The following is a 21,095-nucleotide window of genomic DNA, read 5'->3' on the forward strand; positions in this document are numbered from 1 at the left end:
ATACCTTTGTGATCGCCGACCGATATACGGATATGAAGCGTCGAACGTTCGTGGCGGCGGTCGGGAGCGGACTGGGCCCGACGGTCGCCGGCTGTCTGGGTAACGGTCCGGGGCCCGGGCGCGACCCCGCGGACGACGATGGAAACCGGAGCGACGGGAACCGAACGGGCGATCCGGGCGACCGAACCGATGGAACCCGGACCAGGGAGAGCGAGGACTCACCCGAGGGAAACGACAGCGACGGGACGGAGGGCGACGACCCGGACGGGGACGCCGACGGGAGCGGCTACGCCGTCGCGCTCGAGGACGACCCCGTCGAGACCGTCGGCGAGTTCGCCACCCTCCGGGTCGAACTCGTCGATCCCCACGTCGAACCCGGCTCGCCGGCGGCGCTCAAGGCGACGCTCACGAACGAGACCGAGGGGACGCTTGCAGTCTCTTCGGGTGCACCCTGGCCCTTTGGAGTTCTCTGGGCCGAGTCCGAGGACGGCGGCGAGTCGATCACGCTCTGGAACGATGCCTACGAGGAGAGCGAATACGTCGGAACGGACGGGAAACGCGTCGAGGATGTCGAGGACATCGGGGTTGGCGAGGAAATCGGCGCCGGGGAGTCGATCACCCGAGCCTTCGAGATCCACGAGGATACTCCCGGTCTCGAGCCGGGATCCTACGAGACGTCGATCACCGTCGGGATCGGACCTCGGGACGACTCCGAGGACCGCGAGAGCCTCGAGAGCGAACTCGTCCTCACGATCGGCGATGGCGATCGCGAAAACAACCGAACGGACGACCCCGACGACACGGGAAACGGCGACGACAGTGATCCTCGGATCGACGACCCGTCCTATGAGATCGAGGAGCCCGAACCCCCCGACGACCCCGCCGAGGACGACGACTGGAACGAGCACTATCTGGGCGAGGAGATGCCCGCGGAGCCCACCCTCGAGTTCGAGGCCCTCGACGGCGCCCGTCTCGAGACGTTCGCGCTCTCGATCGAGGACGACGAGGGCGACCAGTACGCCCTCGACCTGATCGAGAGCAGGGAGGGATTCGAGGAGCGATTCGACCTCGGAGCGATGGACCCGGAGGACCGAGAGCGGGTCCAAGCCGTCGATTTCGACGAACAGGTAGTCGTGGTGGCCGAATCGGGCTTCGGCTCCGGGTCGGTCCGCCACCGCTGGAAGCGCGTCGAGGAAAACGAGGGGGGTGTCCACCTCCACGGCTACTACACCCAACCGTACATCCGGACCGACGACTACGGCCCCCGCCTGTCGGTGCTGGTCGTCGAGCGCCCGGACGGGGATTTCGACCTGGCCCGCGCGAGCCTCACCGTCTCCCCGGATCGGCGGGTTCACTTCGACTCGACGGAGGGGGTCGTGACGGTGGACTCCAAGTGAGCCCCTGCCGGGAAGCCCGCCCTTTAGACGGTGGTCGCCGAACGGGCCCGCATGAACCCTGACCTCGACCGGTTCGACTCCCGGCGCTCGACCGTCCGCGCCGACCGCGGGATGGTCGCGACGAGCCAGCCGCTGGCGGCCCAGGCGGGTCTCTCGACGCTCCGGGATGGCGGCAACGCCTTCGACGCCGCGGTCGCGACCGCCGCGGCGCTGAACGTCGTCGAGCCCACATCGACGGGCCTCGGCGGCGACGTCTTCGCGCTCTACCGGACCGCCGACGGCGACATCGGCGCGATGCGCTCCTGTGGCGGGGCGCCCGAGGAGGCCACCATCGAGGCCGTCAAAGGGGCCTTGCGGGAGGCCGACCCCGAGGTACGGTCCTCCTACTACCCCGCCTCCCGGGGGTACGCGACCGACGAGGGAGAAAACGGCGAGGGGATCGAGATGCCGTTCCTCGGCCCCCACGCGGTGACGGTCCCCGGGACCGCCCGCGGCTGGGAGGCGACCGTCGAGGAGTTGGGACGACTCACGCTCGGCGACGTCCTCGAGCCGGCGATCCACTACGCGACCGAGGGGTATCCGGTCTCAGAGGTGATCGCCTCCCACTGGGCGGGCGCCGACCGCCTGTTCACCGACGACCACGCACGCGCGGCCTACCTCTTCGACGACGAGGCACCCGACGTCGGTCAGCGGGTCCGACTCCCCGAACTCGGTGACTCGCTCGCCACGATCGCCCGGGAGGGCGCAGACGCCGTCTACGAGGGAGAGATCGCCGACGAGATCGTCTCGGAGATTCGGGAAAAGGGCGGGTTCATGAGGCACGACGACCTCGCCTCCTTCGAACCCGAGTTCGTCGATCCCGTCTCGACGACGTACAACGGCAGTGAGATCTACGAGCTGCCGCCGAACAACCAGGGACTGATCGCACTCGAAGCCCTGAACATCGCCGAGGAGATCGGTGCGGGCGAGCACGACTACGACTCCCCCGAGCGGGTCCACGCCTTCGCCGAGGCGACGAAGCTCGCCTTCGTCGACGGCCACCGCTACATTACGGATCCCGCGTACGAGCAGATCCCGCCGCTCGGGTCGAAATCGTACGCCCACGAGCGGGCGGGCGAGATCGGTCCCTCGCCGATCCAGGATCCCGCCGTCGGCGTCCCGGGTTCGAACGCGGAGGATAGCGACACCGTGCTCCTGACGGTCGCCGACGAGGAGGGAAACCTCGTCTCGTACATCAACTCCCGCTTTGCGGGCTTCGGCAGCGGCCTGGTCGCGGGCGACACCGGGATCGCCCTCCAGAACCGCGGCGCCTCCTTCTCGCTGGATCCGGACCACCCCAACAGCTTAGAGCCAGGAAAGCGGCCGTTCCACACCCTGATTCCCGCGATCGGGGAGTTCCCCGAGCAGGGGTGGGCCGCCTTCGGCGTGATGGGCGGCTACATGCAGCCCCAGGGCCACGTCCAGGTCGTCTCGAACCTCGTCGACTACGGGATGACCCCCCAGGAAGCCCTCGACGCGCCCCGGTGGCGCTACCGCGAGGACGGTACGTTGGGAATCGAAGAACGGCTTCCGGGGGCGACGAAGCTCGCTCGGAAGGGCCACGACGTCCGCGTGCTTCCCCCGGTGATGTTCGGCGGTGCCCAGTTCGTCGGTCGGCCCGACGGGCTCGCGGGCGCGACCGAACCCCGCAAGGACGGGGCGGCTGTCGGTTACTGACGGCGGGAGTCGGGATCGACGTCGGCGTCGGTCCCCACGTCGGTTCCGGTATCGGTTCCTCGTCCCGTGTCAGTGCTGGCATCGGTTCCGGCGCCGACGCCCGCGGTGGTACCGTCGTCGATCGGTTCGGGGTGCTCGTCATGCCACTCTCGGCAGCGTTCCTCGACGACGCTCTCGGCGTGGCGATCGCTCGCGGCGTCGAACTCGATCGTAAAGCTCGTCCGCCCGGTCTGGATCGGCTCGGCGTCCCCGCCCCGTCGGTCCTCCTCGGGTGTCCGGGCCCGCAGGACCCGTTCTTCGACCTCGACAGCGGCCTCCTCCGGCGGGTCCCGGACGTCGAAGCTCACGACGAAGTCCCGCTCGACGTCGAACACCTGGTCGTCCCGGTCGCCCTCGGCGTCGCCTGCCGCCTTGCGGTAAGTGTAGGCCCCCGAGAACTCGAGGTCGTGGTCGGCCTCGGCGCTGACGTTGCTTTGGGTAAAGGTCGCGGTCTCGGGATCGACGACGGTCTCGCCCGCCCCCGTCGAGATCTCGCGGGCGCCCCCCTCGCGGTCGTCGTCCTGGAGGCGTTCCTCGGCGAACTCCGAAAGCGAGTCCAGACCCAGGCTGTCGCCGAGGTCCTCGATGACCCCGCCGAGGCCCCCCGAGTCGTCGACGTCGCGTTCGGTGTCCTCGCGGGGGATGAGACGGCGCTCTTCCTCGTCGACGTCGGCCTCGAAGACGGTTTCGCGTTCCTCGTCGTAGACCAACACGCCCGTCCCGCCGGCACCCGTACCGCCAGCGGCGCCGAAGGTGCCGAGGTAGTGGCCGGAGCCGGTCGTCGTCTCGCCCTGGTCGGCGATCGGCCAGCTGTCGTAGGCGAAGTCCTCCTCGGATCGAACGGAGTCGCCGGGAGCGGGATCGCTCCTCGAGGCGTTCCGGTCCGTGTTCGGGTCGGGGTCGTCCTGTGACATGGTACCCCGGATCTACAGCGAACGGGATATTAACGGTTGTGCGGACAGTCGCCTGCATGCCCGTCCTCGCCGGTCGAAAACGAGAGGTCGGTCGACGGCGCCGAGTGGGTGAGACTCCCCATCGAGATCACGTCGACCCCGGTTGCGGCGTACGCCGGCACGTCCTCGACGGTGATTCCCCCGCTGGCCTCCGCGAGGACCGCGGAGTCGGCCAGCCGGGAGACCGCCTCCGTGACCTCCGCGGGCGCCATGTTGTCGAGCAAGACGATATCGGCGCCGGCCGCCGCCGCACGCGGCGCGTCGGCGGCCGTCTCGACTTCGACCTCGACGTTCGTCACGAACGAGACCCGCTCGCGGAAGCGGTCGATGGCGCCCTCGAGACCCATCTCGGCGACGTGGTTGTCCTTTACCATCACCATGTGCGAGAGATCGAGCCGGTGGGTGTCGCCCCCGCCGGCGACGACTGCTCGCTTCTCGAGTCCCCGAAGACCGGGCGTCGTTTTCCGGGTCGCGGCGATCCGCACCTCCCAGCTCTCCTCGCGGGCGGCTTCGACGGCCCGCGCGGTCCGCGTCGCAACCCCCGAGGCGTGGCCCGCGAGGTTTACCGCGACCCGCTCGCCTCGAAGCATCTCGCGGGCCGGTCCGGAGACCGAGAGGAGCGGGTCGCCCGCCTCAATCCGGTCTCCGGGGCCGACGGCCCGCTCGACCTCACAGTCGAGGTAGTCGAAGACTGCAGTCGCCGCCTCAAGGCCCGCCACCGTGGCCGGCTCCGTGGCGTACAGCGTTCCGACCGTCTCGCCGGGGATCTGGTTCGTGACGTCGTGGTGGCCGACGTCCTCGGTCAACCACCTCTCGATGTCCGAGTCGGTGATCACGGCCGGTTCCCGGCCTCCTGGCCCGGGCTCTCGACCCCCCGTTCGTCCCCAGCGAGGTAGTGACAGCCCCGCGACTCGGGGTTCTCGCCGGCCGCCCGCGCGACCAGCAGCGCCGTGACGCAGGCGTGGCGGAGCTCGTAGAGCTCGCGGGCGGTCCGCGTACGGACGTAGGCGTCCACCTCGCCTTTCAGCCTGCGCAGGACGGCGGCCGCCCGGTGGATCTCCGCTGGCTCGCGCACAAGCCCGAGGTGGTCGTCCATCGTCCGGCGCAGCCGGCGGGCTTTCTCCTCGGCGAAGCGCTCGGGAAGGTCGGGATCCCGGTCCAAGAGCTCCGGCGCCTCGAGGGCGGGGTCGCTTCGCTTCGAGCCCGATCCCGCCTCGCTCGCCGCGTCCTCACCAGCCCGCAGCCCCCACACGAGGCCCTCGAGCAGGCTCGTGCTCGCGAGCCGGTTGGCGCCGTGGACGCCCGTCCGGGAACACTCGCCGACGGCGTAGAGGCCGTCGAGGCTCGCCCGTCCGTGGTCGTCGACCGCGATTCCGCCACACAGGAAGTGCTCGCAGGGCGCGACCGGGATCTCCTCGCCCGCGACCCCCCGTTCGCGACACATCGTCTCGAGGTCCGGGAACTCCTCGGCGAACTCCACGGGCAAAACGTCGAGGACGACCTCCCCCGTTTCCTCGCGCTCGCGGGCGACCGCGCGGGCGACGACGTCCCGGGGGGCGAGTTCGGCGTCCGCGTGGTAGGCAGGCATGAATCGATCGCCGTCGGCGTTTCGCAACAGTGCGCCCTCGCCGCGCAACGCCTCCGAGAGCAGGAACGTGTTTTCGCCATCATAGGCCGTCGGGTGAAACTGGACGTACTCCATGTCCGCGACGTCCGCTCCGGCGAGTGCGGCCATGGCGATTCCGTCCCCTGTCGCGCCCGCGGGGTTGGTCGACCGGGGGTAGAGTGAGCCGATCCCGCCGGTCGCGAGCACCGTCGCCCCCGCGTAGATCGAATGACCCGTCGGCGCCTCGTCGGTGAGGACACCCTGTACCTGGCCCTCGTGGGTCACGAGCTCGAGGACCGCGGTGTCCTGGCGGATCTCCACTCCCTCCATCCCGTCGAGATGGTTCAGAAACGGCCGGAGGATGTGGGTTCCCGTCGAGGCGTCGACGTGGAGGATGCGTTCCTCAGAGTGGGCGGCCTCGCGGGCGTAGTCGAACCCGGTTCCAGTGGAATCGAACTCGATTCCCAGGATCTCGACGAGGACCTCGTGGACCGCATCGTCGGCGTTCTCGACGAGCGTGTTGACCGCCGCCGGGTCGGCGGTCCCATCGCTCGCGACCAGAATATCTTGCTTGAGCGAGTCCGGATCGCCACGGGTCGTCGAGATCCCGCCCTGGGCCCAGTCGGTGCTCGCGCCTTCCGGCCGTTCGGCTTTCGTGACCACCAGAACCTCCCTCCCCTCGCGGGCGGCCGCGAGCGCGGCCGCACAGCCCGCGATCCCGCTGCCGACGACGACCACGTCCCGAAGTTCGTCGCCCATCTCAGACCTCCAGCATCCGTTCGAGGGCGACTCCCGCGAGCTCCTTTTCCTCGGGGGCGACCTCGATGACGTTTCGCTCGCGGCCCGCTACGAGTTCCTCTAAGACCCAGGTGAGGTAGTTGGGGTCGATCTGGCGCATCGCGTTGCAGTCCATGCAGGCGTCGCCACAGAGGGGGACGACGTTCACCTCGGGATACCACCGCCGCAAGTGATTAGTCAGGTGGATCTCGGTTCCGATCGCCCACGTCTCGCCCGGCTCGGCCTCCTCGATCGTCTCGCGGATCTCGGCGGTCGAACCCGCCCGGTCGGCCGCCTCGACGACCTCGCGGCGGCACTCGGGGTGGACGATGACGCTGGCCCCTTCGTACTCCTCGCGGACCTGCTCTATGTGGCTCTCGCGGAACCGTTCGTGGACCTGGCAGTAGCCCTCCCAGAGGACGATATCCCTCTTTGCGACCTCCGCGGCGTCTTTCCCCTCGGGGTCCCAGGGGTCCCACTCGGCGATCGACGCCTCCATCCCCAGCCGATGGGCGGTGTTCTCCCCGAGGTGCTTGTCCGGGAGAAAGAGGATCTTGTCGCCCCGATCCAGGGCCCACTCGAAGGCGCGGTGGGCGTTCGAGGAGGTACAGACGAGCCCGCCCTGGGCCGCACAGAACGCCTTCAGGTCCGCGTACGAGTTCATGTACGTTATCGGGATGATTTCGGCGTCGGGTGCGGCCCCGGTGATCTCGGCCCAGGCGGCATCGACCTGGAGGGCCTCGGCCATCCCCGCCATCGGGCAGGAGGCCTCCATCGAGGGCAGGATCACCGTTTGTTCGTCGTCGGTGATGATGTCGGCGCTCTCGGCCATGAACGTCACCCCGCCGAAGATCACGTAGTCGGCGTCCGCCTCGGCGGCCCGCTTGGAGAGTCCGTACGAGTCCCCCACGAAGTCGGCGTGTTCGACGATCTCCCGGCGCTGGTAGTTGTGGCCCAACACGACGACGCTGTCGCCGAGTTCCGAGAGGGCGGCCTCGATCCGGGGCCCGCGTTGGGCCCCGTCCAGTCCCCGGTACCGGGGCGGCAACTGCTCTAAGTTATCGTACTTGAACAGGCTCAGGTCGGTCTCGATCTCGGCGGTTTCCATCTCGACCATGTTACGATCAGTGACCACCACTCACACGCCCTGGTTGAAAACTATTTTCCTTCAAAGCCCAGTATCGGTAGCTATTCGATTTTGTGGTCGTGTTTTGGTTGTCCGATATTCCGACAGAGTCGAACTGAAGACATGATATTCCCGAACCCCGCGTATGCGACGGTCGGATTCTTGTGACTGCCCTCCGTACGACGGGTATGGCCCTGGAAGAGTACTTCAGCGACTTCACCGACCGGGACTGGGAGCGCGAATCGCCCGAGGGTCGGGTCCGGATGGCGGTCGTCGGGATCGGCGGCTTCGCCCGCGAGCGGGCCCTCCCCGGGATCCAGGATGGGACGTACTGCGAGACGACGGTCCTCGTGACCGGCTCGCCGGGCTCTACCGCCGAGGTCGCCGGGGAGTACGGAATCGACCACGTCGTCGGCTACGATGCCTTCCTCGCAGGCGAGAAACGCGAGGCATACGACGCGGTCTACGTCGCCGCGCCCAACGCCCTCCACGGCGAGTACGCGGTCGCCGCCGCCGAGGCCGGGAAACACGTCATCTGCGAGAAGCCCCTTGAGACCTCCGTCGCCGAGGCCCGCGAGGTCGTCTCCGCCTGCGACGACGCGGGGGTTACCCTGATGACCGCCTACCGGCTCCAGTGCGAGCCGACGGTCAGGCGCACCCGTGATCTCCTCGCGGACGGCGTCGTCGGCGACGTCGTCCAGGTCCATGGCGGTTTCTCGAACCCCCTGCTGGATCATGCCTCGCCCGACACCTGGCGGCTCGATCCCGACCTCGCTGGCGGGGGCGCACTCGTCGACCTCGGGGTCTACCCGCTGAACACCGTCCGGTATCTGCTGGACTGCGATCCCGACTCCGTCTACGCCTCGACGATCTCGACCGACCCCGCCTTCGAGGCCGTCGACGAACACGTCGCCTTCCAGCTCGAGTTCCCGACCGGCACGACGGCCTCCTGTACGGCGAGTTTCAACGCCCACGCCAGCAGCCAGCTCGAGCTCGTCGGCACCGATGGGAGGGTCCGGATCGCCTCGGCGTTCGGCGGAGTAGTTCCCCACGAGATGATAGTCGAAAGCGGTGAGATGCGGATGGAACACGCGGGCGAACCCGTAGATGAAGTCCGCGAGGAGTTCGACTACTTCGGCTACTGCGTGTTGACGGGAACCGACCCCGAACCCGACGGCCGCGACGGGCTTGCAGACCTCCGGGCGATCAAGGCGGCCTACGACGCCGCCGAGCGGGGCGAACGGGTTTCGCTGTAACCCCTGCCGCCGGGAACGACACCGCTTTCTCGCGGGAGCCGAAACCGCCGGCCGCATGAGCCAGCATACGGTCGCGATCGTCGGAACCGGGCCGGACCCCGCGAATCCAACCGTCTCGGGATTCGCCATGGGTTATCGCCACGCCGAGGCCTACCGCAACCACGAGGACTGCCGGGTCGCCGCCTGTGCCGACGTCGTCCCCGAGAACGCCGAGGCGTTCGCCGACGAGTTCGGGATCAGCGAGGGGAACGTCTTCGAGGACTACGAGGCGATGCTCGCGGCCGTCGAGCCGGAGATCGTCTCGGTCTGCGTCCCGCCGGCGATCCACGCCGACATCGTCGTCGGCTGTGCGGAGAGCGGCGCCGTCCGGGCGATCCACTGCGAGAAGCCGATGGCCGACACCTTGGAGAACGCACGCCGGATGGTCGAGGTCTGCGACCGCGAGGGCGTCGGGCTCACCTTCAACCGCCAGCGCCGGTTCGGACGGCCGTTCACCGAGGCCAAACGGCTGCTCGACGACGGCGCGATCGGGGACCTGGAGCGCGTCGAGATCGGCTGGGGCGACTTCTACGACACCGGCGCCCACACGATCGATCTCGCGGGGATGTTCAACGACGACCGGCCCGCCGAGTGGGTTATCGCCCAACTCGACTATCGCACCGAGGACGTCCGCTTTGGCGCCCACCAGGAGAACCAGATCTGGGCCCAGTGGCGCTACGAGAACGGCGTCTACGGCGTCATGTCCACCGGCGAGGGATCGGACTTCGTGGACGCCGCCCTCGCCCTTCGGGGCACCGGCGGAACGATCCGGATCGACGCCCCGGACGGGCCGATGCTCGAGGTTGAACGCGACGGCGAACGCGAGTCCGTAAACGTCGGCGGCGAGACGATGCACGCCGCACCGACCGAGGAAGAACGGTTCGGCTCGGTGTTCCAGGACCGCTCGATCGCCGCGGTCGTCCGCTCTCTGGAGACCGGCGACCCCTCCGAACTCCGCGGCGAGATCGGGCTCCAGACCGCCGAGGTGATCTTCGGGGGCTACGAATCCGTCCGCCGGCGCGCCCGGATCGACCTCCCCGTCGAGGTCGAGGACAACCCTCTCGAGGCGCTCGTCGAATCCGGGGAACTCTCGCCGCGGACCCAGGACTGAGACCTCTCCGTAGAATTATATAATTCCAATAACATAATATCTCCATTATTCTACGAAGTTTACTATTATCGGTATTTATATATTGAGCGGTCAGCTGAGTTCCCCCTTATTATCGCCGTTGCTGGGTTCTATCACCGAATATCGCCCCTTTAGGACTCTCGCTGATCCCCACACTTTCTCTATGCTTTCGCGTTTAGGAATATTTTCTATACATAGAGATTATATTATATTTTCAATAGCTCCGGACGGACCGTTTCGAGCCGGCCCGGGTGGTTCGGATTACATCCCTACGGTCGTAACTCCACTGTCGACGTTCCACGATCCGAACGCCCGAATCGACGGTTGTAATCTATTTATTACCTGTATATCTTTCTACTTTTTCGATCGAGAACAGGGAGAGGGAGACGTCCCGCTATCGTTGATTATCTGTTTTCACCTATCGAGACATAACCTGTAGAAGAGGTTCGGTCGAGCGGAGACTAGGGGACGGAACCGAGGGAGGGAAACGGCCGTCGGCTACCGCCCGGCTCACGTCGCCGACGCAGGCCCCGGCGAGCTAGCGGGGCTTCTGTGCTACCGAAAGCCCGGCGCCGAGCGCCGAAACGCCGCTACTCCCGTCGCTGGCCACTGGTCGGGCCCGTACTGTCATCGGTCGATAATTAGGCGGCTGCTACTCGAGTACGAGGACGCCCACGGAACTGGTCGGCAACCGACATGGAGAACGTTCCGCGTGAGGCGGAGAAACGGGTGAGCCCGAAAACGGCGATCCGCGATCAGTCCGCCGACGACTGTTCGCCCTCGTTCCCGGGGCCCTCGCCGGCCAGTTCCGGGCTCGACCAGTACTCGTGGTCGTCGAGTTCGCGGAAACAGGCGACCTCGTGGTCGGCGTCCACCTGGTAGGACTCGGGCGTCTCGCCCCGACAAGCCTCCCGGGCCTCCGGACACCGGGTGTGGAACCGACAGCCTGCGGGCGGGTTCTTCGGATCGGGGATGTCGATCGCGCGCACCGGCGGCTCGCCGCTGGCCTCCTCTTTCAAGTTCGGCGTCGCCCACCGGAGCACCTTCGTGTAGGGGTGTTTCGGATTGTTGATGATCTCCTCGGCGGGGCCGATCTCGACCAGCCGGCCGAGGTACATCACCCCGATCCGACCGCCGCCGTGGGCGGCGAAGTATCTCGCGTTCGAGAGGTCGTGGCTGACGGCGACGAAGGAGGTGTCGAACTGGTCCTGGAGTTCGAGCATCAGGTCCATCATCTCGACGCGCAGGGAGACGTCCAGCGCCGAGATGGCCTCGTCGGCGAGGATGACGTCGGGGTCCATGAGCAGCGCGCGCACGAGCGCGACGCGCTGTTTCTCGCCGCCCGACAGCTGGTGTGGGTATCGGCTCGCGTAGTCCTCGGCGGGCGTCATCCCGACCCGTTCGAGCATCTGGAGCACCTGTGCACGACGGTCGCCGGCGCTCATGTCTTTCTGCCAGCGCCGCAGGGGCGCCTCAAGGGTCTTCATCACCCGGCGGTTGGGGTTGAGCGAGCTTCCGGGGTCCTGGTGGATGATCTGGAGCGCCCGGCGGATGTCGCCGTAGGGAACCTCCACGTCGCCCTTCTTGTCCTTGGCCTGCCAGATGTCCTGGCCCCGATAGGAGACGCTGCCGCCGGTCGGGCGCTGGAGCCCGATCGCGGTCTTGCCCAGCGTGGTCTTCCCACAGCCCGACTCGCCGACGAGACAGACCACGTCGTTTTCCTCGATGTCGAGGCTGACGCCGTCGACCGCGTGGACGGTCTCGGGCTCGCTGAAGAAGTCGAAGGTTCCCCCCGACTCCTTGAAGTGGACCTCGACGTCCTTCAGGGAGATCAGCGGCTCCGTGCTACTCATCGTTCACCTCGCGTTCGATGTTGAACGGGATCGCCTCGCTTGCCTCCTCCCAGTGGAAGCAAGCCGCCAGGTGATCCTCGGTATGGGTTGGCCTGAATCCGGGGTCCTGGCTCACACACTCCTCGTCGGCGAGCGGACACCGGGGATGGTACGAACAGCCCTCCGGGACGTTCACCGGGTCCGGCGCCGAGCCCTCGATCGGGCGCATCTCCGACAGCGGCGCGTCGAGGTTCGGCGTCGCGTTCAGCAGCGAGCGGGTGTAAGGGTGGACCGCCCGCGAGAGGATCGAATCGCTGTCGGCGACCTCGACCAACTCGAAGGCGTACATCACCGCCAGCCGGTCGGCGAGTTCGGCGATCAGGGGCAGGTCGTGGGTGATGAAGACGAGCGTGAGGTCGTACTTCGCCTTGAGCTCCTCCAACAGGGCCAAGATCGAGCGCTGCATCAGGAGGTCGAGCGCCGCGGTCGGCTCGTCCATGACGAGCACGTCGGGCTCGAGGACCAGCGAGAGCGCGATCAGCGCGCGCTGTTGCATGCCACCCGAGAGTTCGTGGGCAAAGGAGTCGAGTACCCGATCGGGCTCAAGGTAGAGGTCGGCCAGGAGCTCCCTGGCCCGCTCCATCCCCGCCTCGACGTCGTACTCGTGGGCTTTCAGGGTCTCCTCGAAATGGCCTCCGACCTTCATCGTCGGGTTAAAGGAGCTCATCGCGCCCTGGAACACCATCGAGATGTCCTCCCAGCGAAGCTCCCTGATTCCTTCCTGGTCCTGGGCGAGGACGTCAACGGGCTCGCCGTCTGGGGGATGGAACGTGATCTCCCCCGACAGGATGCCCGGATCGACGACGGCGTCGAGCATCGCGGAGGCGAGCATCGACTTCCCCGAGCCCGACTCGCCGACGATGCCGAGTACCTCGCCGCGTTCGATGTCGATCGAGACGTTGTCGAGCACCCGCGAGACGCCCCGGTCCATCTCGAAGACGACCTCGGCGTCTCTGATCTCGAGGATCGGGTCGGCGACCTCGTGGGTCCTCGCGTCGTTCGTTCGCGTTGGTTCGTGCGTGCTCATTTATGTGATCGTCGTCGTCACTTGGTCGTCGCCCTCCTCTTCGGTCTCGCCCGATCCCCGGTGTCTGACGCGGGGGTTGAACAGTCGGTCGGTCCCCTGGGAGAACAGGATGAGTCCGAACGAAAGCCCCACGATCACCGCCATCGGGATCAGGAGCTGATAGGCTCGTTCGGGGACGAGCAGCGCGCTCGCGTGGGTGTAGGCGAACTGCATCATCACGCCCCAGTTGTCGGAGTAGCTCCCGTGGGCCAGGATGCCCAGGAAGTAGAGCCCGACGCCGTTGAAGATCACCTGGCGTGCCGACATCACGAAGTTGACCATGATGTACGGCATCAGGTTCGGCAGAATGTCCTTCTGGATGATCCGCGGTGTGGTGATCCCCATCGTCCGGGAGGCCTCGACGTAGGAGTGTTCCCGGATCGAGAGCACCTGGGCCCGGATCGTCCGGGCGAGGCCGGCCCACCAGCCGACGACCAGCAGCGGGCCGATGATCCAGGGGTTTCGCGGATCGATCATCGTCGCGACGACGATCACCAGCGGCAGGCCGGGAATCGTCATGACGACGTCCGATATCGTCGTGAGAACGGAATCGACCCGTCCGCCCTTGTAGCCGGCGACGGTGCCGACGACGGTGGCGACGACGACGACGTAGACGCCGCCGGCGAACGTCATCTTCAGCATGTCCGGGGTCGCGTGGACGATCCCTCCCAGGATGTCCCGGCCTGTCGAGTCGGTCCCGAGCGGGTACTCCATGCTCTGGAAGGGGGGCTGATTGTTGTACTCGAAGCCGCCGAACTGGTTGGAGGTCGGCTGTTCGATGATCGTGACGCCCTCCCAGATCCCGAAGCTCGAACCCGAGATCCAGGCGATCAGCCCCATCGCCAGATAGCCGGCGATGAGAAAGAGCCCGACTTTCATCCGCCAGTCGCGCCAGGCCTCCCGCGCGGGCAGGTAGACCGCCTCGTGGAGGAACTCGCGGTAGCGCTGGACGGTCGTGACGTCCTCGGTCGCCTCGAAGGCGAAGACGTCGCCGGTGCCGCCGTCGGCCGCCGGCTTCGTCCCGCCGTCGGTCGCGCGGTCGTCGTCAGTACGCTTCATTGTCACCTCCGGCCTCGACACGCGGGTCGATCTTCCCGTAGGTCATGTCGGCGATCAACACCGCGACGATCACACAGATCGTGATGACGAGGAACGTCCCCATCATCACCGGGTAGTCGCGGTTGTCGATCGAGTCGAACATGTAGTAGCCGATCCCCCGATAGGAGAAGATCTCCTCCAAGATGATCGACGAGCCGAACATGAACCCGATCGTGATGAGGAAGCTCGTCCACATCGGGAGGACGGCGTTCCGGCCGACGTACCGCAGCGCGATCCGCCGGTCGGTCAGCCCCCGAAGCTTCGCAACCCGGATGTAGTCCTGACCCAACACCTGGATGCTGTTGCCCCGCATCCCCAGGGCAAACCCGCCCCACGAGGTGATGACGAACGACGCCGCCGGCAGGACGGCGTGGTAGAGCGCCCCGCCGACGAACGCGAGCGTGAACCCCGGTTCGACGTCGCTCGGATACCGCCCGGAAAGCGGGAACGCCGAGAGTTCGATGGCCAGTACGTAGATCAGGATGACCGCCGCGACGTAGTAGGGGACCGAGCTGAGGAAGATGGCGATCAGGCTCGAGCCCACGTCGAACCGTGAGCCCTCCCGGTAGGCCATGACGGCCCCGAGACCGAGCCCCATGACGAAGACGAAAAGCAGGCTGATCGTCATCACGAACGCCGTCCAGGGCAGCGCCCGCGCGATGATGTCGAACACCGGCTCCTGATAGTTGATCGACTCCCCCAGGTTCCCCTGGGCGAGGTTCACCATGTACTCGATGTACGCCTCGTGGAGCGGGCGGTCGGGGTCGACGCCGATCCGCTGGGCGACCATCGCGTTGATCTCCTGGGTGCTCATGTTGGGCTGTTGTTCCCTGATCTGGGAGGCCAGGCGCTGTGAGGGGCTGCCGGGCATCGTCCGGACCAACACGAAGGTGAGCGTCGCTACGGCGAAGACGGTAAACAGTCCCTGTCCGATCCGCTTTATGAACCAGTTCATACGAGTGATGAGAGTACGGCCGCGTTACTCGGTCGCGTGGAGCTTGTCCTGTTTGGGGAGCCAGTACAGCGGCCAGAGGATCTGGACCTCGTCGGAGCCGGGGTCGGGGTACTCCCAGCCGCTGTTCCGGAGGAACGACTGCTCGAACTTGCTCTGGATCGGCATGATCGGGAGGTCCTGGTTGACGACCCAGGCCAGCTCCCGGATGATCTCCAGGGCCGCCTCCTCGTCGGGCTCGGAGGCGAGGTCGTTCAGCCGCTGTTGGAAGTCGACCTCGATCGTCCCGTCGCCGTCTCTGGCGGGCACCTCGGTGCTCTCGGGGTAGTTGAAAAACGAGCTGTCGGCGCTCAGCTGGCGGTTGAGCAGGTTGTGTCGCAGCGAGTAGTAGGGATGGTTGAACTCGGCGGCGCCCTCGTTCCACTCGAAGTTCGCGAGCTCGAAGTTGCTCTCTCCCAGGTTCTCCTCTAGGGTCCCCCGCTCGTCGCCGACGAGTTCGAGGTCGAACCCGAACTCGTTCAGCTGGGAGGCGACCGTCTCGGCGGCCGCGACGAAGTCGCTCCAGCCGGCGGGGTAGTTGAGCTCGGCCGAGATCGTGTTCCCGTCGCCGTCGACCCACATCCCGTCGCCGTTTTGCTCGTAGCCGGCGTCCTCGAGCAGCGACGCCGCCTGCTCCTGGTTCTGGTCGTAGGACTCGTAGCTGTCGAGTTCGTCGCCGAGGTAGTCCTCGATGGCCGCGGTCGTGATCCCGCAGGGAACCTCCGGGACCTGCTTCGATTCGGGGTCTGCGTTCTGGGCCGCGAGCTCCCAGTCGGTCGCAAACGCCATCGCCTGGCGGACCTCGCGCTGGCCGAAGACCTCGTGGTCGTGGTTGAAGACGATCCCGGCGCCGAACGTGCCGGGGATCTGGATCTCGTCTAAGTCGTCGCCGAACTGCCCTTCGATGACCTGGACGGGAACGAACAGGCTGAGGAGGCCGTCGAACTCCCCGCCCGCGAGCGCCTGGTAGTAGGCGTCGTTGCTGCTTCGCTGTTCCATCCGGTAGCCGTTGAAGTTGATGAAGTCGGCGTCGGGGTGGTCGTCGAACGCCGGCGCGGCCATGTACTGCTCGGTCGAGTCCTCGTCGGAGAACTGGAACGGGCCACAGGTGACCGGCTGACGGTCGGCCATGGAGGCCAGTTCGCCCATGACCTCCTCCGAGTCCTCCCCGTCATCGATCCGCTGGAGGTACTCGCCGTACACCTGGGAGGGGGCGTTGACCCACTGGGTCAACAGCACCCATTGCATGATCTCCTGGTTTGCGGGCCCCGAGAGGGTGATGACGACGGTCGTCTCGCCGTCGGCCTCGACCGACTCCGCGAAGTCCCAGATCTCGCCGTCCTGGTACTCCGCGAGGCGCATCCCGACGACGACGTCCTCGGCGGTGACGGACTCGCCGTCGCTCCAGACGAGGTCGTCCCGGAGCTCTACGGTGACTTCCTCCTCGCCGATCTCCCAGTCGGTCGCGGCGTGGGCGATCCACTCGCCGGTCGCGATGTTGTAGTTCGCGAACTCCTCCCAGAGCGCGTTCTCGAGCTGGCCGCCCAGGTTCGCCGGGTTGTAGGGGTTGAACTGGACGTTCGTCGGGTCGCTCCAGTTGCCCGTGACGAACCACTGGTCGACCTGTGCGGGAGCGTCGCCCTCGCTCTCGTTGCCCTCGCTCTCGTTGCCCTCGCTTTCGTTCCCATTGCCGTTGCCGTTTCCGTTCCCATTGCCGTTGCCGTTTCCGTTCCCATTGCCGTTGCCATTACCGTTCCCGTTCCCGTTTCCGTTCCCGTTACCATTGCCGTTCCCGCCGTCGTCGCCCATACACCCTGCGAGCGCGGCGGCACCCGACGCGCCCGTGAGCGCGACGAACCGTCGTCGCGAGACTACCCCGTCGTATCCGTCTTGCTGACGCTTATCAGCCATACACCTATCCTGTTCTGCCCGACATACATAAACATTACTTAGTTGTTTCACGTGATGGACTCGGCAAGAAACGCCCTCCGACGGCGGAGATTCCCGACCAACCGGCGGGTTCCGTCGCTGTGGCGGCTACGACGCGAGGACGTTCTCCTCGAGCCAGTCGGCCGTCTCGCTCGCGAGATCCCGAACGTCCGGGTCGGGATCGCTCTCGGCGACCTCCCGGAGCGGCTCGACCGCCCCGGCGGCCTCGGCGTAGCCGAGCGCCCGGATCGCCCGGCTCCGGACCAGCCGGGAGTCGTCCTCAAGCAGGTCGATCAGGGGGTCGATCGCGGACTCTGCGGCTGCCGGGTCGGCTCTGGCGACGCGTCCGATGGCGTCCACGATCCCGCCCCGGACGTGCTCGACCTGGTCGTCGTGTTCGAGTTCGGGGACCAGATCGGGAAAGCGGTCGGCGACGACCGCCGGGGCCTCGCCGGCGACCGCCACGAGGACGTTCGCGGCGACCTCCTTCGTCGCGGCCGAGCGCGCGAGATCGGGTTCGGGGAGGTCGATCGTCTCCTCGGCGTCCGGTGGTGTCGGCTCGCCGGGTTCGGGGAGGTTCGGTCCCTCGACGATGGCCGCGACCAGCCCGTCGGCGTGGTCGACGAACGACGCCGGTCGCTGCCGGCCCAGCGCCGCGACGGCCCGTGCCGCCCGGAACCGATAGAGCGGGGCGATGTCCCGGAGGTTGGCGACGAGTTTCGGGATCGCCAGCTCGACGAGGTCGGGGCGTTCCTCGGCGAGGAGCCAGCAGACGAGCGCGGCGTGGCTGCGCGCGAGCCCGTAGGACTCGTCGAGGCAGTCGACGACGTCGTCGGCGAACGGGACGACCCGGTCGGGATCGTCGATGGCCAGCCCGACCAACACCTTCAGGCCCGTGTTGCGCATCTCCTCCCGGTCGTCCGCAAGGAGGGTCTCGACGTCCTTTCCGTCGATCGCGTCGGGATCGGATCTGGCGGTATCGACGAGGTGGGTCGGCACCTCACGCGTCTGATCCATGCTCGGTATGGGCCGCGTGAGCGTTAAATAGTTCCCGGCCGCCGGCTCACTCGCTGGAGTCCTCGGCGTATTGCTCGCGCCGGAGACACCGCCGGATACAGTAGCCGATCGGGACGAAGGCGACGAGGACGATTCCCATGTTGACGACCGCGATGACGTACTCCGGGGAGCCGGGGTCGGCCAGCCAGAAGCCCAGGACGGTAATGGCTCCGAGCCCGACCAGCAACGAAAGGAGAAAGGCCAGGTGTGGCCGATGGTCACAGACCAGGTCCCAGAACCGCTCGCTCGCACTCATCGCCCGGGACGGGGACCGCGGGCGGCCGGACTCCGATGCATGGCCCCATTCCCCGGCCGACCGTTTAATATCCATCGGGACGGGGACCGCTTCGCGAGCGAACGCGACCGGCGACGACCTGGCGTCCGCCATCCCGGGCGCCGTGACGGTCCCGGGACCCGATCCCCGATCGGCACGGGGTCGGTTCCGACCCTGTCCGGGCCGATAGTACCATACGTTCGACAGTATATCGATCCAATAATTTGTTTTACTATTTTCGGGTTTCTCGATTCCTCGTCGACCGGGAAGTCGGCGCTCGTTCTGTATCTCTCGTGAAGTATCCTATCCAAGTGACGAGACGGCCGATAATCTGATTGAGGAAGCCATCGTCCGGCCCCTCCGATAGCTGGTATCACGGCCGCTAATTCGCTTATATGGGTCCGCCTCACGATCTCGGGGTTTCGAACCATAGTCGATATGAGATAACTGTATATCGTATAATATCCCCTCAGGAAGGATACGGGACGCTCTCGAAAGGGGCGACTGGGGGCGAGCAAAAGGGCCAGCGAAAACGTCACGCGAGAGCGGTTACCCGCTCGAAGCGAAGAGGTCGTCGACGGCCGACCGTGCGGCCAGTGCGGCGTCGTCGGCGACCCGGTCGGGGTCCGGGTCGGCGTCGGCGGGCGGGTTCAGGTAGACGTCGACGTCGAGAACGTCGTTTTCGAAGCTGACGGTGACGTCCAGATCACGGACCGCCGACTGTTTGTAGCGGGCGAAGACGACGCCCTCGGCGGCTTCGGCCGCGGTCCGGACGACCTCCTCGTCCGTGGGTCCCCCCTCGGCCATCCTACGCGCCGCCTGCGGGACCGCCGGGACCGCCCATGGCGCCGCCACCGCCCAGTAGGTCCTCGAGTTCGCCCTGGAGCTCCTCGAACTGCTGTTGGACGCGCTCCTCCTGTTTTTCGAGGGTCTCGAGGCGGACCTCGAGGCTGTCGACTTTCTCGGAGAGTTCTTCCTCGGCGTCGTCGTACTCGGTCTCGACGAACAGTTCGCCGACCTGGCGGTACATCGTGGTGTCCTCGTCGATGCCCTCCAGTTCGTCGAGGGCGTTCTCGGCGTCGGTCATCGTCGACTCGGCTTCCTGTTTCTGGACGGCGACGGTCTGGGCCGTCTCCTGGAGGCCCTGCAGTTCGTCGATTTTCTCCTGTGCTTCCGGCGGCAGATTACCCTGCATATCTCGACGGTCGTGATCCGGCCTGATAAAGCCAAGCTTTGTCCATCGATCGAAACCCCGTTGGGGGTGGGCCCGTCACTCGTCGCGACGCGCACCCTTGACCGAAGGACCGTCTCGCGAGGCGATCCCCTCGACCTGTTCGGCGACGTCGATCAGCGAGAACCAGGTGTTGAGTGCCGCTCGGAGCGCGACCGCGTCGCGGGCGCCGATCTCGATCGTAACTCGCCTCTCCTCGCGGTCGAGTTCGGTCCACGACCGATCGTCGTCGATCTCGCCGACCTCGCGGGCGACGCTCTCGGCGACGATCCGCGCGCTGCCCGGCGAGTCGTAGTCGAACGAGAGAACGGCCTCGTGTACGGGCGAAGACCCCACCGGCTACTCGACGGCGACTTCCTTGACGTCGCGGCTGCGCTCCTTGAGCAGGACGCGGTGGCCACAGTACGGACAGCGGACGCCGCCGTACTCGTCGAGTTCGACGTCGCGTTTACAGCGCGAGCACTTGTAGGCCATTACTCGTCCTCGCCGAGGGCGGCCCGGATCGACCGGCGAACGGTCCGGCCTGCGGGGGTTTCCGGCCGGTAGGCGCCTCCCGTAAAGAGCTCGCCCGTCTCCTCGTTCTTCCAGATGCCGGTGCCGACGCGGGTGACGTCGTCGTCGTCGACGGTGGCCGATTCCATGTCCGCTTCGATCTCGGCGACCCGCCGGCGGGAGACGCGGCCGTAGCGTGCGCCAAACCGGCCCGCGCTGCCGACGATTCGGGTTCCTTGAGCCATATGCTATCCCTATCGTCAGCGGGCCAATAAACCTGTTGAGTCCGGTCCGTCACCGAAACCCCTCCTCGTCCAGGACGCCGTTGAGATCCTCCCGGATCCGCTCGCCGGTGTCCCGGTCGCGGGCAGTCGTCACGATCCGGTTCTCCTGGACGCTCGAGCCGTCGCGCAGGAGCATCCGGATGTTGCCGCCATCGTCGGCGCGGGTCACCTTCGCGCGCAGGCCCGACTGTGAGCCCGAGCCGCCCGCGTCGATCGGTCCGGGGATCACCTTCTTGACGTGGGGGTGATCGGCGACCGCCCGGATCGCCGCCATCCCGGTTCGACCCCCGATGAGCGTCGAGTGGCTCCCGCCGATCTTCTCCAGAGGCGGAGTCTCGACGACGTCCGGCGCCCGGTCGCCCCGGCCCGCGAGGACCGCCCCGACGGGGTCCTCGTCGTCGACTCGCAGGAACGTGTGGTGGACGTCGTCTCTCACCGCCCGGACCACCTCCCGGTCGCCCGCGGCGTACACCTCCTCGGGGCGCTTGCGCCGGATCTCGTCGCCGAGGAGCCCCGCGAAGTTCCGACGTTCGACCGGCTCCAACTCTCCCTCCTCGGGCGTCGTCGTCACCGTCGTCTCGCCGACGACCTCCTCGCCGTCGAGCATCGTGATCGTCGCCCGCTCGCGGCCCGCCTCGAGGACCACCGTTCCCGTGTTGGCCTCCCGGCAGACCAGACAGAAGTCGCCGGGCTTCTCTATGGGGGAGCCACACTGCCGACACTCCATGGCCGAGGTTTCGGCCG

At 67.0% G+C, this 21,095-nt stretch carries 21 protein-coding genes; 4 read left to right on the forward strand and 17 right to left on the reverse strand.

The features are described 5' to 3' along the window. Window positions 1-32 precede the first annotated feature (32 nt). On the forward strand, window positions 33-1,397 hold the full coding sequence (locus LCF40_RS13730; RefSeq protein ID WP_224828861.1) for a DUF8130 domain-containing protein: 1,365 nt from the start codon (window positions 33-35) through the stop codon (window positions 1,395-1,397). A gap of 51 nt (window positions 1,398-1,448) precedes the next feature. Beyond that, window positions 1,449-3,113 (forward strand): gamma-glutamyltransferase family protein, encoded by a 1,665-nt coding sequence (locus tag LCF40_RS13735; protein WP_224828862.1) that lies wholly within the window; start codon window positions 1,449-1,451, stop codon window positions 3,111-3,113. Here the strand turns inward: LCF40_RS13735 and LCF40_RS13740 are convergent. The 4 genes from LCF40_RS13740 to nadA are packed head-to-tail and all read right to left on the reverse strand — an operon-like array spanning window position 3,107 to window position 7,605. Then, complete coding sequence (locus tag LCF40_RS13740) at window positions 3,107-4,066, reverse strand: hypothetical protein (RefSeq protein ID WP_224828863.1); 960 nt, start codon at window positions 4,064-4,066, stop codon at window positions 3,107-3,109. The two genes, LCF40_RS13735 and LCF40_RS13740, sit on opposite strands and share 7 nt — an antisense overlap. Window positions 4,067-4,095: 29 nt before the next feature. Next, window positions 4,096-4,941, reverse strand: a complete 846-nt coding sequence (nadC, locus tag LCF40_RS13745; protein WP_224828864.1) for a carboxylating nicotinate-nucleotide diphosphorylase — start codon at window positions 4,939-4,941, stop codon at window positions 4,096-4,098. Then, window positions 4,938-6,470, reverse strand: coding sequence for an L-aspartate oxidase (locus tag LCF40_RS13750; protein WP_224828865.1), 1,533 nt, complete (start codon window positions 6,468-6,470; stop codon window positions 4,938-4,940). The genes nadC and LCF40_RS13750 overlap by 4 nt, the downstream gene beginning before the upstream one ends. 1 nt (window position 6,471) lies before the next feature. Continuing rightward, window positions 6,472-7,605, reverse strand: a complete 1,134-nt coding sequence (gene nadA, locus LCF40_RS13755) for a quinolinate synthase NadA (protein WP_224828866.1) — start codon at window positions 7,603-7,605, stop codon at window positions 6,472-6,474. A 197-nt stretch (window positions 7,606-7,802) separates the two neighbouring features. Here nadA and gfo6 point away from each other — a divergent pair, with 197 nt between their 5' ends. Next, window positions 7,803-8,870 carry a D-xylose 1-dehydrogenase Gfo6 gene (gene gfo6, locus LCF40_RS13760; protein WP_224828867.1) on the forward strand — a complete coding sequence of 356 codons (1,068 nt, stop codon included), beginning with the start codon at window positions 7,803-7,805 and terminating at the stop codon, window positions 8,868-8,870. Between the two features lie 55 nt (window positions 8,871-8,925). Continuing rightward, entirely contained in the window at window positions 8,926-10,020 is a 1,095-nt protein-coding gene (locus tag LCF40_RS13765) for a Gfo/Idh/MocA family protein (protein ID WP_224828868.1), read from the forward strand. A 773-nt stretch (window positions 10,021-10,793) separates the two neighbouring features. Here LCF40_RS13765 and LCF40_RS13770 read toward each other — a convergent pair. The 13 genes from LCF40_RS13770 to LCF40_RS13830 all read right to left on the reverse strand — a co-directional run bounded on the left by LCF40_RS13770 (window position 10,794) and on the right by LCF40_RS13830 (window position 21,078). Beyond that, window positions 10,794-11,891 carry an ABC transporter ATP-binding protein gene (locus LCF40_RS13770; protein WP_224828869.1) on the reverse strand — a complete coding sequence of 366 codons (1,098 nt, stop codon included), beginning with the start codon at window positions 11,889-11,891 and terminating at the stop codon, window positions 10,794-10,796. Next, complete coding sequence (locus LCF40_RS13775) at window positions 11,884-12,957, reverse strand: ABC transporter ATP-binding protein (RefSeq protein WP_224828870.1); 1,074 nt, start codon at window positions 12,955-12,957, stop codon at window positions 11,884-11,886. Before LCF40_RS13775 ends, LCF40_RS13770 begins: the two co-directional genes overlap by 8 nt. Beyond that, window positions 12,958-14,055 (reverse strand): ABC transporter permease, encoded by a 1,098-nt coding sequence (locus LCF40_RS13780; RefSeq protein WP_114577508.1) that lies wholly within the window; start codon window positions 14,053-14,055, stop codon window positions 12,958-12,960. It lies immediately after the preceding gene. Then, window positions 14,042-15,049, reverse strand: coding sequence for an ABC transporter permease (locus LCF40_RS13785; protein WP_114577507.1), 1,008 nt, complete (start codon window positions 15,047-15,049; stop codon window positions 14,042-14,044). The genes LCF40_RS13780 and LCF40_RS13785 overlap by 14 nt, the downstream gene beginning before the upstream one ends. Window positions 15,050-15,073: 24 nt before the next feature. Continuing rightward, complete coding sequence (locus LCF40_RS13790; RefSeq protein WP_224828871.1) at window positions 15,074-16,996, reverse strand: ABC transporter substrate-binding protein; 1,923 nt, start codon at window positions 16,994-16,996, stop codon at window positions 15,074-15,076. 126 nt (window positions 16,997-17,122) lie between these two features. Further along, a complete protein-coding gene (locus tag LCF40_RS13795; RefSeq protein ID WP_224828872.1) occupies window positions 17,123-18,031 on the reverse strand; it encodes a HEAT repeat domain-containing protein in 909 nt (302 codons plus the stop codon). A 46-nt stretch (window positions 18,032-18,077) separates the two neighbouring features. Beyond that, on the reverse strand, window positions 18,078-18,326 hold the full coding sequence (locus tag LCF40_RS13800; RefSeq protein WP_224828873.1) for a hypothetical protein: 249 nt from the start codon (window positions 18,324-18,326) through the stop codon (window positions 18,078-18,080). A gap of 567 nt (window positions 18,327-18,893) precedes the next feature. Further along, window positions 18,894-19,151, reverse strand: coding sequence for a DUF3194 domain-containing protein (locus tag LCF40_RS13805; protein ID WP_114577503.1), 258 nt, complete (start codon window positions 19,149-19,151; stop codon window positions 18,894-18,896). A gap of 1 nt (window position 19,152) precedes the next feature. Next, on the reverse strand, window positions 19,153-19,539 hold the full coding sequence (locus LCF40_RS13810) for a prefoldin subunit beta (RefSeq protein ID WP_224828874.1): 387 nt from the start codon (window positions 19,537-19,539) through the stop codon (window positions 19,153-19,155). 75 nt (window positions 19,540-19,614) lie between these two features. Then, complete coding sequence (locus LCF40_RS13815; RefSeq protein ID WP_224828875.1) at window positions 19,615-19,911, reverse strand: KEOPS complex subunit Pcc1; 297 nt, start codon at window positions 19,909-19,911, stop codon at window positions 19,615-19,617. A 3-nt stretch (window positions 19,912-19,914) separates the two neighbouring features. Then, window positions 19,915-20,049: a DNA-directed RNA polymerase subunit P gene (locus LCF40_RS13820; protein WP_114577500.1), complete on the reverse strand. Its 135-nt coding sequence runs from the start codon at window positions 20,047-20,049 to the stop codon at window positions 19,915-19,917. Further along, window positions 20,049-20,312 carry a 50S ribosomal protein L37ae gene (locus LCF40_RS13825; protein ID WP_114577499.1) on the reverse strand — a complete coding sequence of 88 codons (264 nt, stop codon included), beginning with the start codon at window positions 20,310-20,312 and terminating at the stop codon, window positions 20,049-20,051. The genes LCF40_RS13820 and LCF40_RS13825 overlap by 1 nt, the downstream gene beginning before the upstream one ends. 49 nt (window positions 20,313-20,361) lie before the next feature. After that, on the reverse strand, window positions 20,362-21,078 hold the full coding sequence (locus LCF40_RS13830) for a DUF2103 domain-containing protein (protein WP_224828876.1): 717 nt from the start codon (window positions 21,076-21,078) through the stop codon (window positions 20,362-20,364). Window positions 21,079-21,095: the final 17 nt, after the last annotated feature.

Source organism: Saliphagus infecundisoli (genome assembly GCF_020177375.1).
Lineage (GTDB): Archaea > Halobacteriota > Halobacteria > Halobacteriales > Natrialbaceae > Saliphagus > Saliphagus infecundisoli.

Bases quoted from the DNA above. Each gene is read 5' to 3' on its own strand.
- LCF40_RS13770 (WP_224828869.1), bottom strand. From the start codon at position 11,891: ATGAGTAGCACGGAGCCGCTGATCTCCCTGAAGGACGTCGAGGTCCAC.
- LCF40_RS13820 (WP_114577500.1), bottom strand. From the start codon at position 20,049: ATGGCCTACAAGTGCTCGCGCTGTAAACGCGACGTCGAACTCGACGAG.
- LCF40_RS13750 (WP_224828865.1), bottom strand. From the start codon at position 6,470: ATGGGCGACGAACTTCGGGACGTGGTCGTCGTCGGCAGCGGGATCGCG.
- LCF40_RS13830 (WP_224828876.1), bottom strand. From the start codon at position 21,078: ATGGAGTGTCGGCAGTGTGGCTCCCCCATAGAGAAGCCCGGCGACTTC.
- LCF40_RS13805 (WP_114577503.1), bottom strand. From the start codon at position 19,151: ATGGCCGAGGGGGGACCCACGGACGAGGAGGTCGTCCGGACCGCGGCC.
- LCF40_RS13765 (WP_224828868.1), top strand. From the start codon at position 8,926: ATGAGCCAGCATACGGTCGCGATCGTCGGAACCGGGCCGGACCCCGCG.
- LCF40_RS13735 (WP_224828862.1), top strand. From the start codon at position 1,449: ATGAACCCTGACCTCGACCGGTTCGACTCCCGGCGCTCGACCGTCCGC.
- LCF40_RS13825 (WP_114577499.1), bottom strand. From the start codon at position 20,312: ATGGCTCAAGGAACCCGAATCGTCGGCAGCGCGGGCCGGTTTGGCGCA.
- LCF40_RS13810 (WP_224828874.1), bottom strand. From the start codon at position 19,539: ATGCAGGGTAATCTGCCGCCGGAAGCACAGGAGAAAATCGACGAACTG.
- LCF40_RS13790 (WP_224828871.1), bottom strand. From the start codon at position 16,996: ATGGCTGATAAGCGTCAGCAAGACGGATACGACGGGGTAGTCTCGCGA.
- LCF40_RS13795 (WP_224828872.1), bottom strand. From the start codon at position 18,031: ATGGATCAGACGCGTGAGGTGCCGACCCACCTCGTCGATACCGCCAGA.
- LCF40_RS13780 (WP_114577508.1), bottom strand. From the start codon at position 14,055: ATGAAGCGTACTGACGACGACCGCGCGACCGACGGCGGGACGAAGCCG.
- gfo6 (WP_224828867.1), top strand. From the start codon at position 7,803: ATGGCCCTGGAAGAGTACTTCAGCGACTTCACCGACCGGGACTGGGAG.
- LCF40_RS13740 (WP_224828863.1), bottom strand. From the start codon at position 4,066: ATGTCACAGGACGACCCCGACCCGAACACGGACCGGAACGCCTCGAGG.
- LCF40_RS13800 (WP_224828873.1), bottom strand. From the start codon at position 18,326: ATGAGTGCGAGCGAGCGGTTCTGGGACCTGGTCTGTGACCATCGGCCA.
- LCF40_RS13785 (WP_114577507.1), bottom strand. From the start codon at position 15,049: ATGAACTGGTTCATAAAGCGGATCGGACAGGGACTGTTTACCGTCTTC.
- LCF40_RS13730 (WP_224828861.1), top strand. From the start codon at position 33: ATGAAGCGTCGAACGTTCGTGGCGGCGGTCGGGAGCGGACTGGGCCCG.
- LCF40_RS13775 (WP_224828870.1), bottom strand. From the start codon at position 12,957: ATGAGCACGCACGAACCAACGCGAACGAACGACGCGAGGACCCACGAG.
- nadA (WP_224828866.1), bottom strand. From the start codon at position 7,605: ATGGTCGAGATGGAAACCGCCGAGATCGAGACCGACCTGAGCCTGTTC.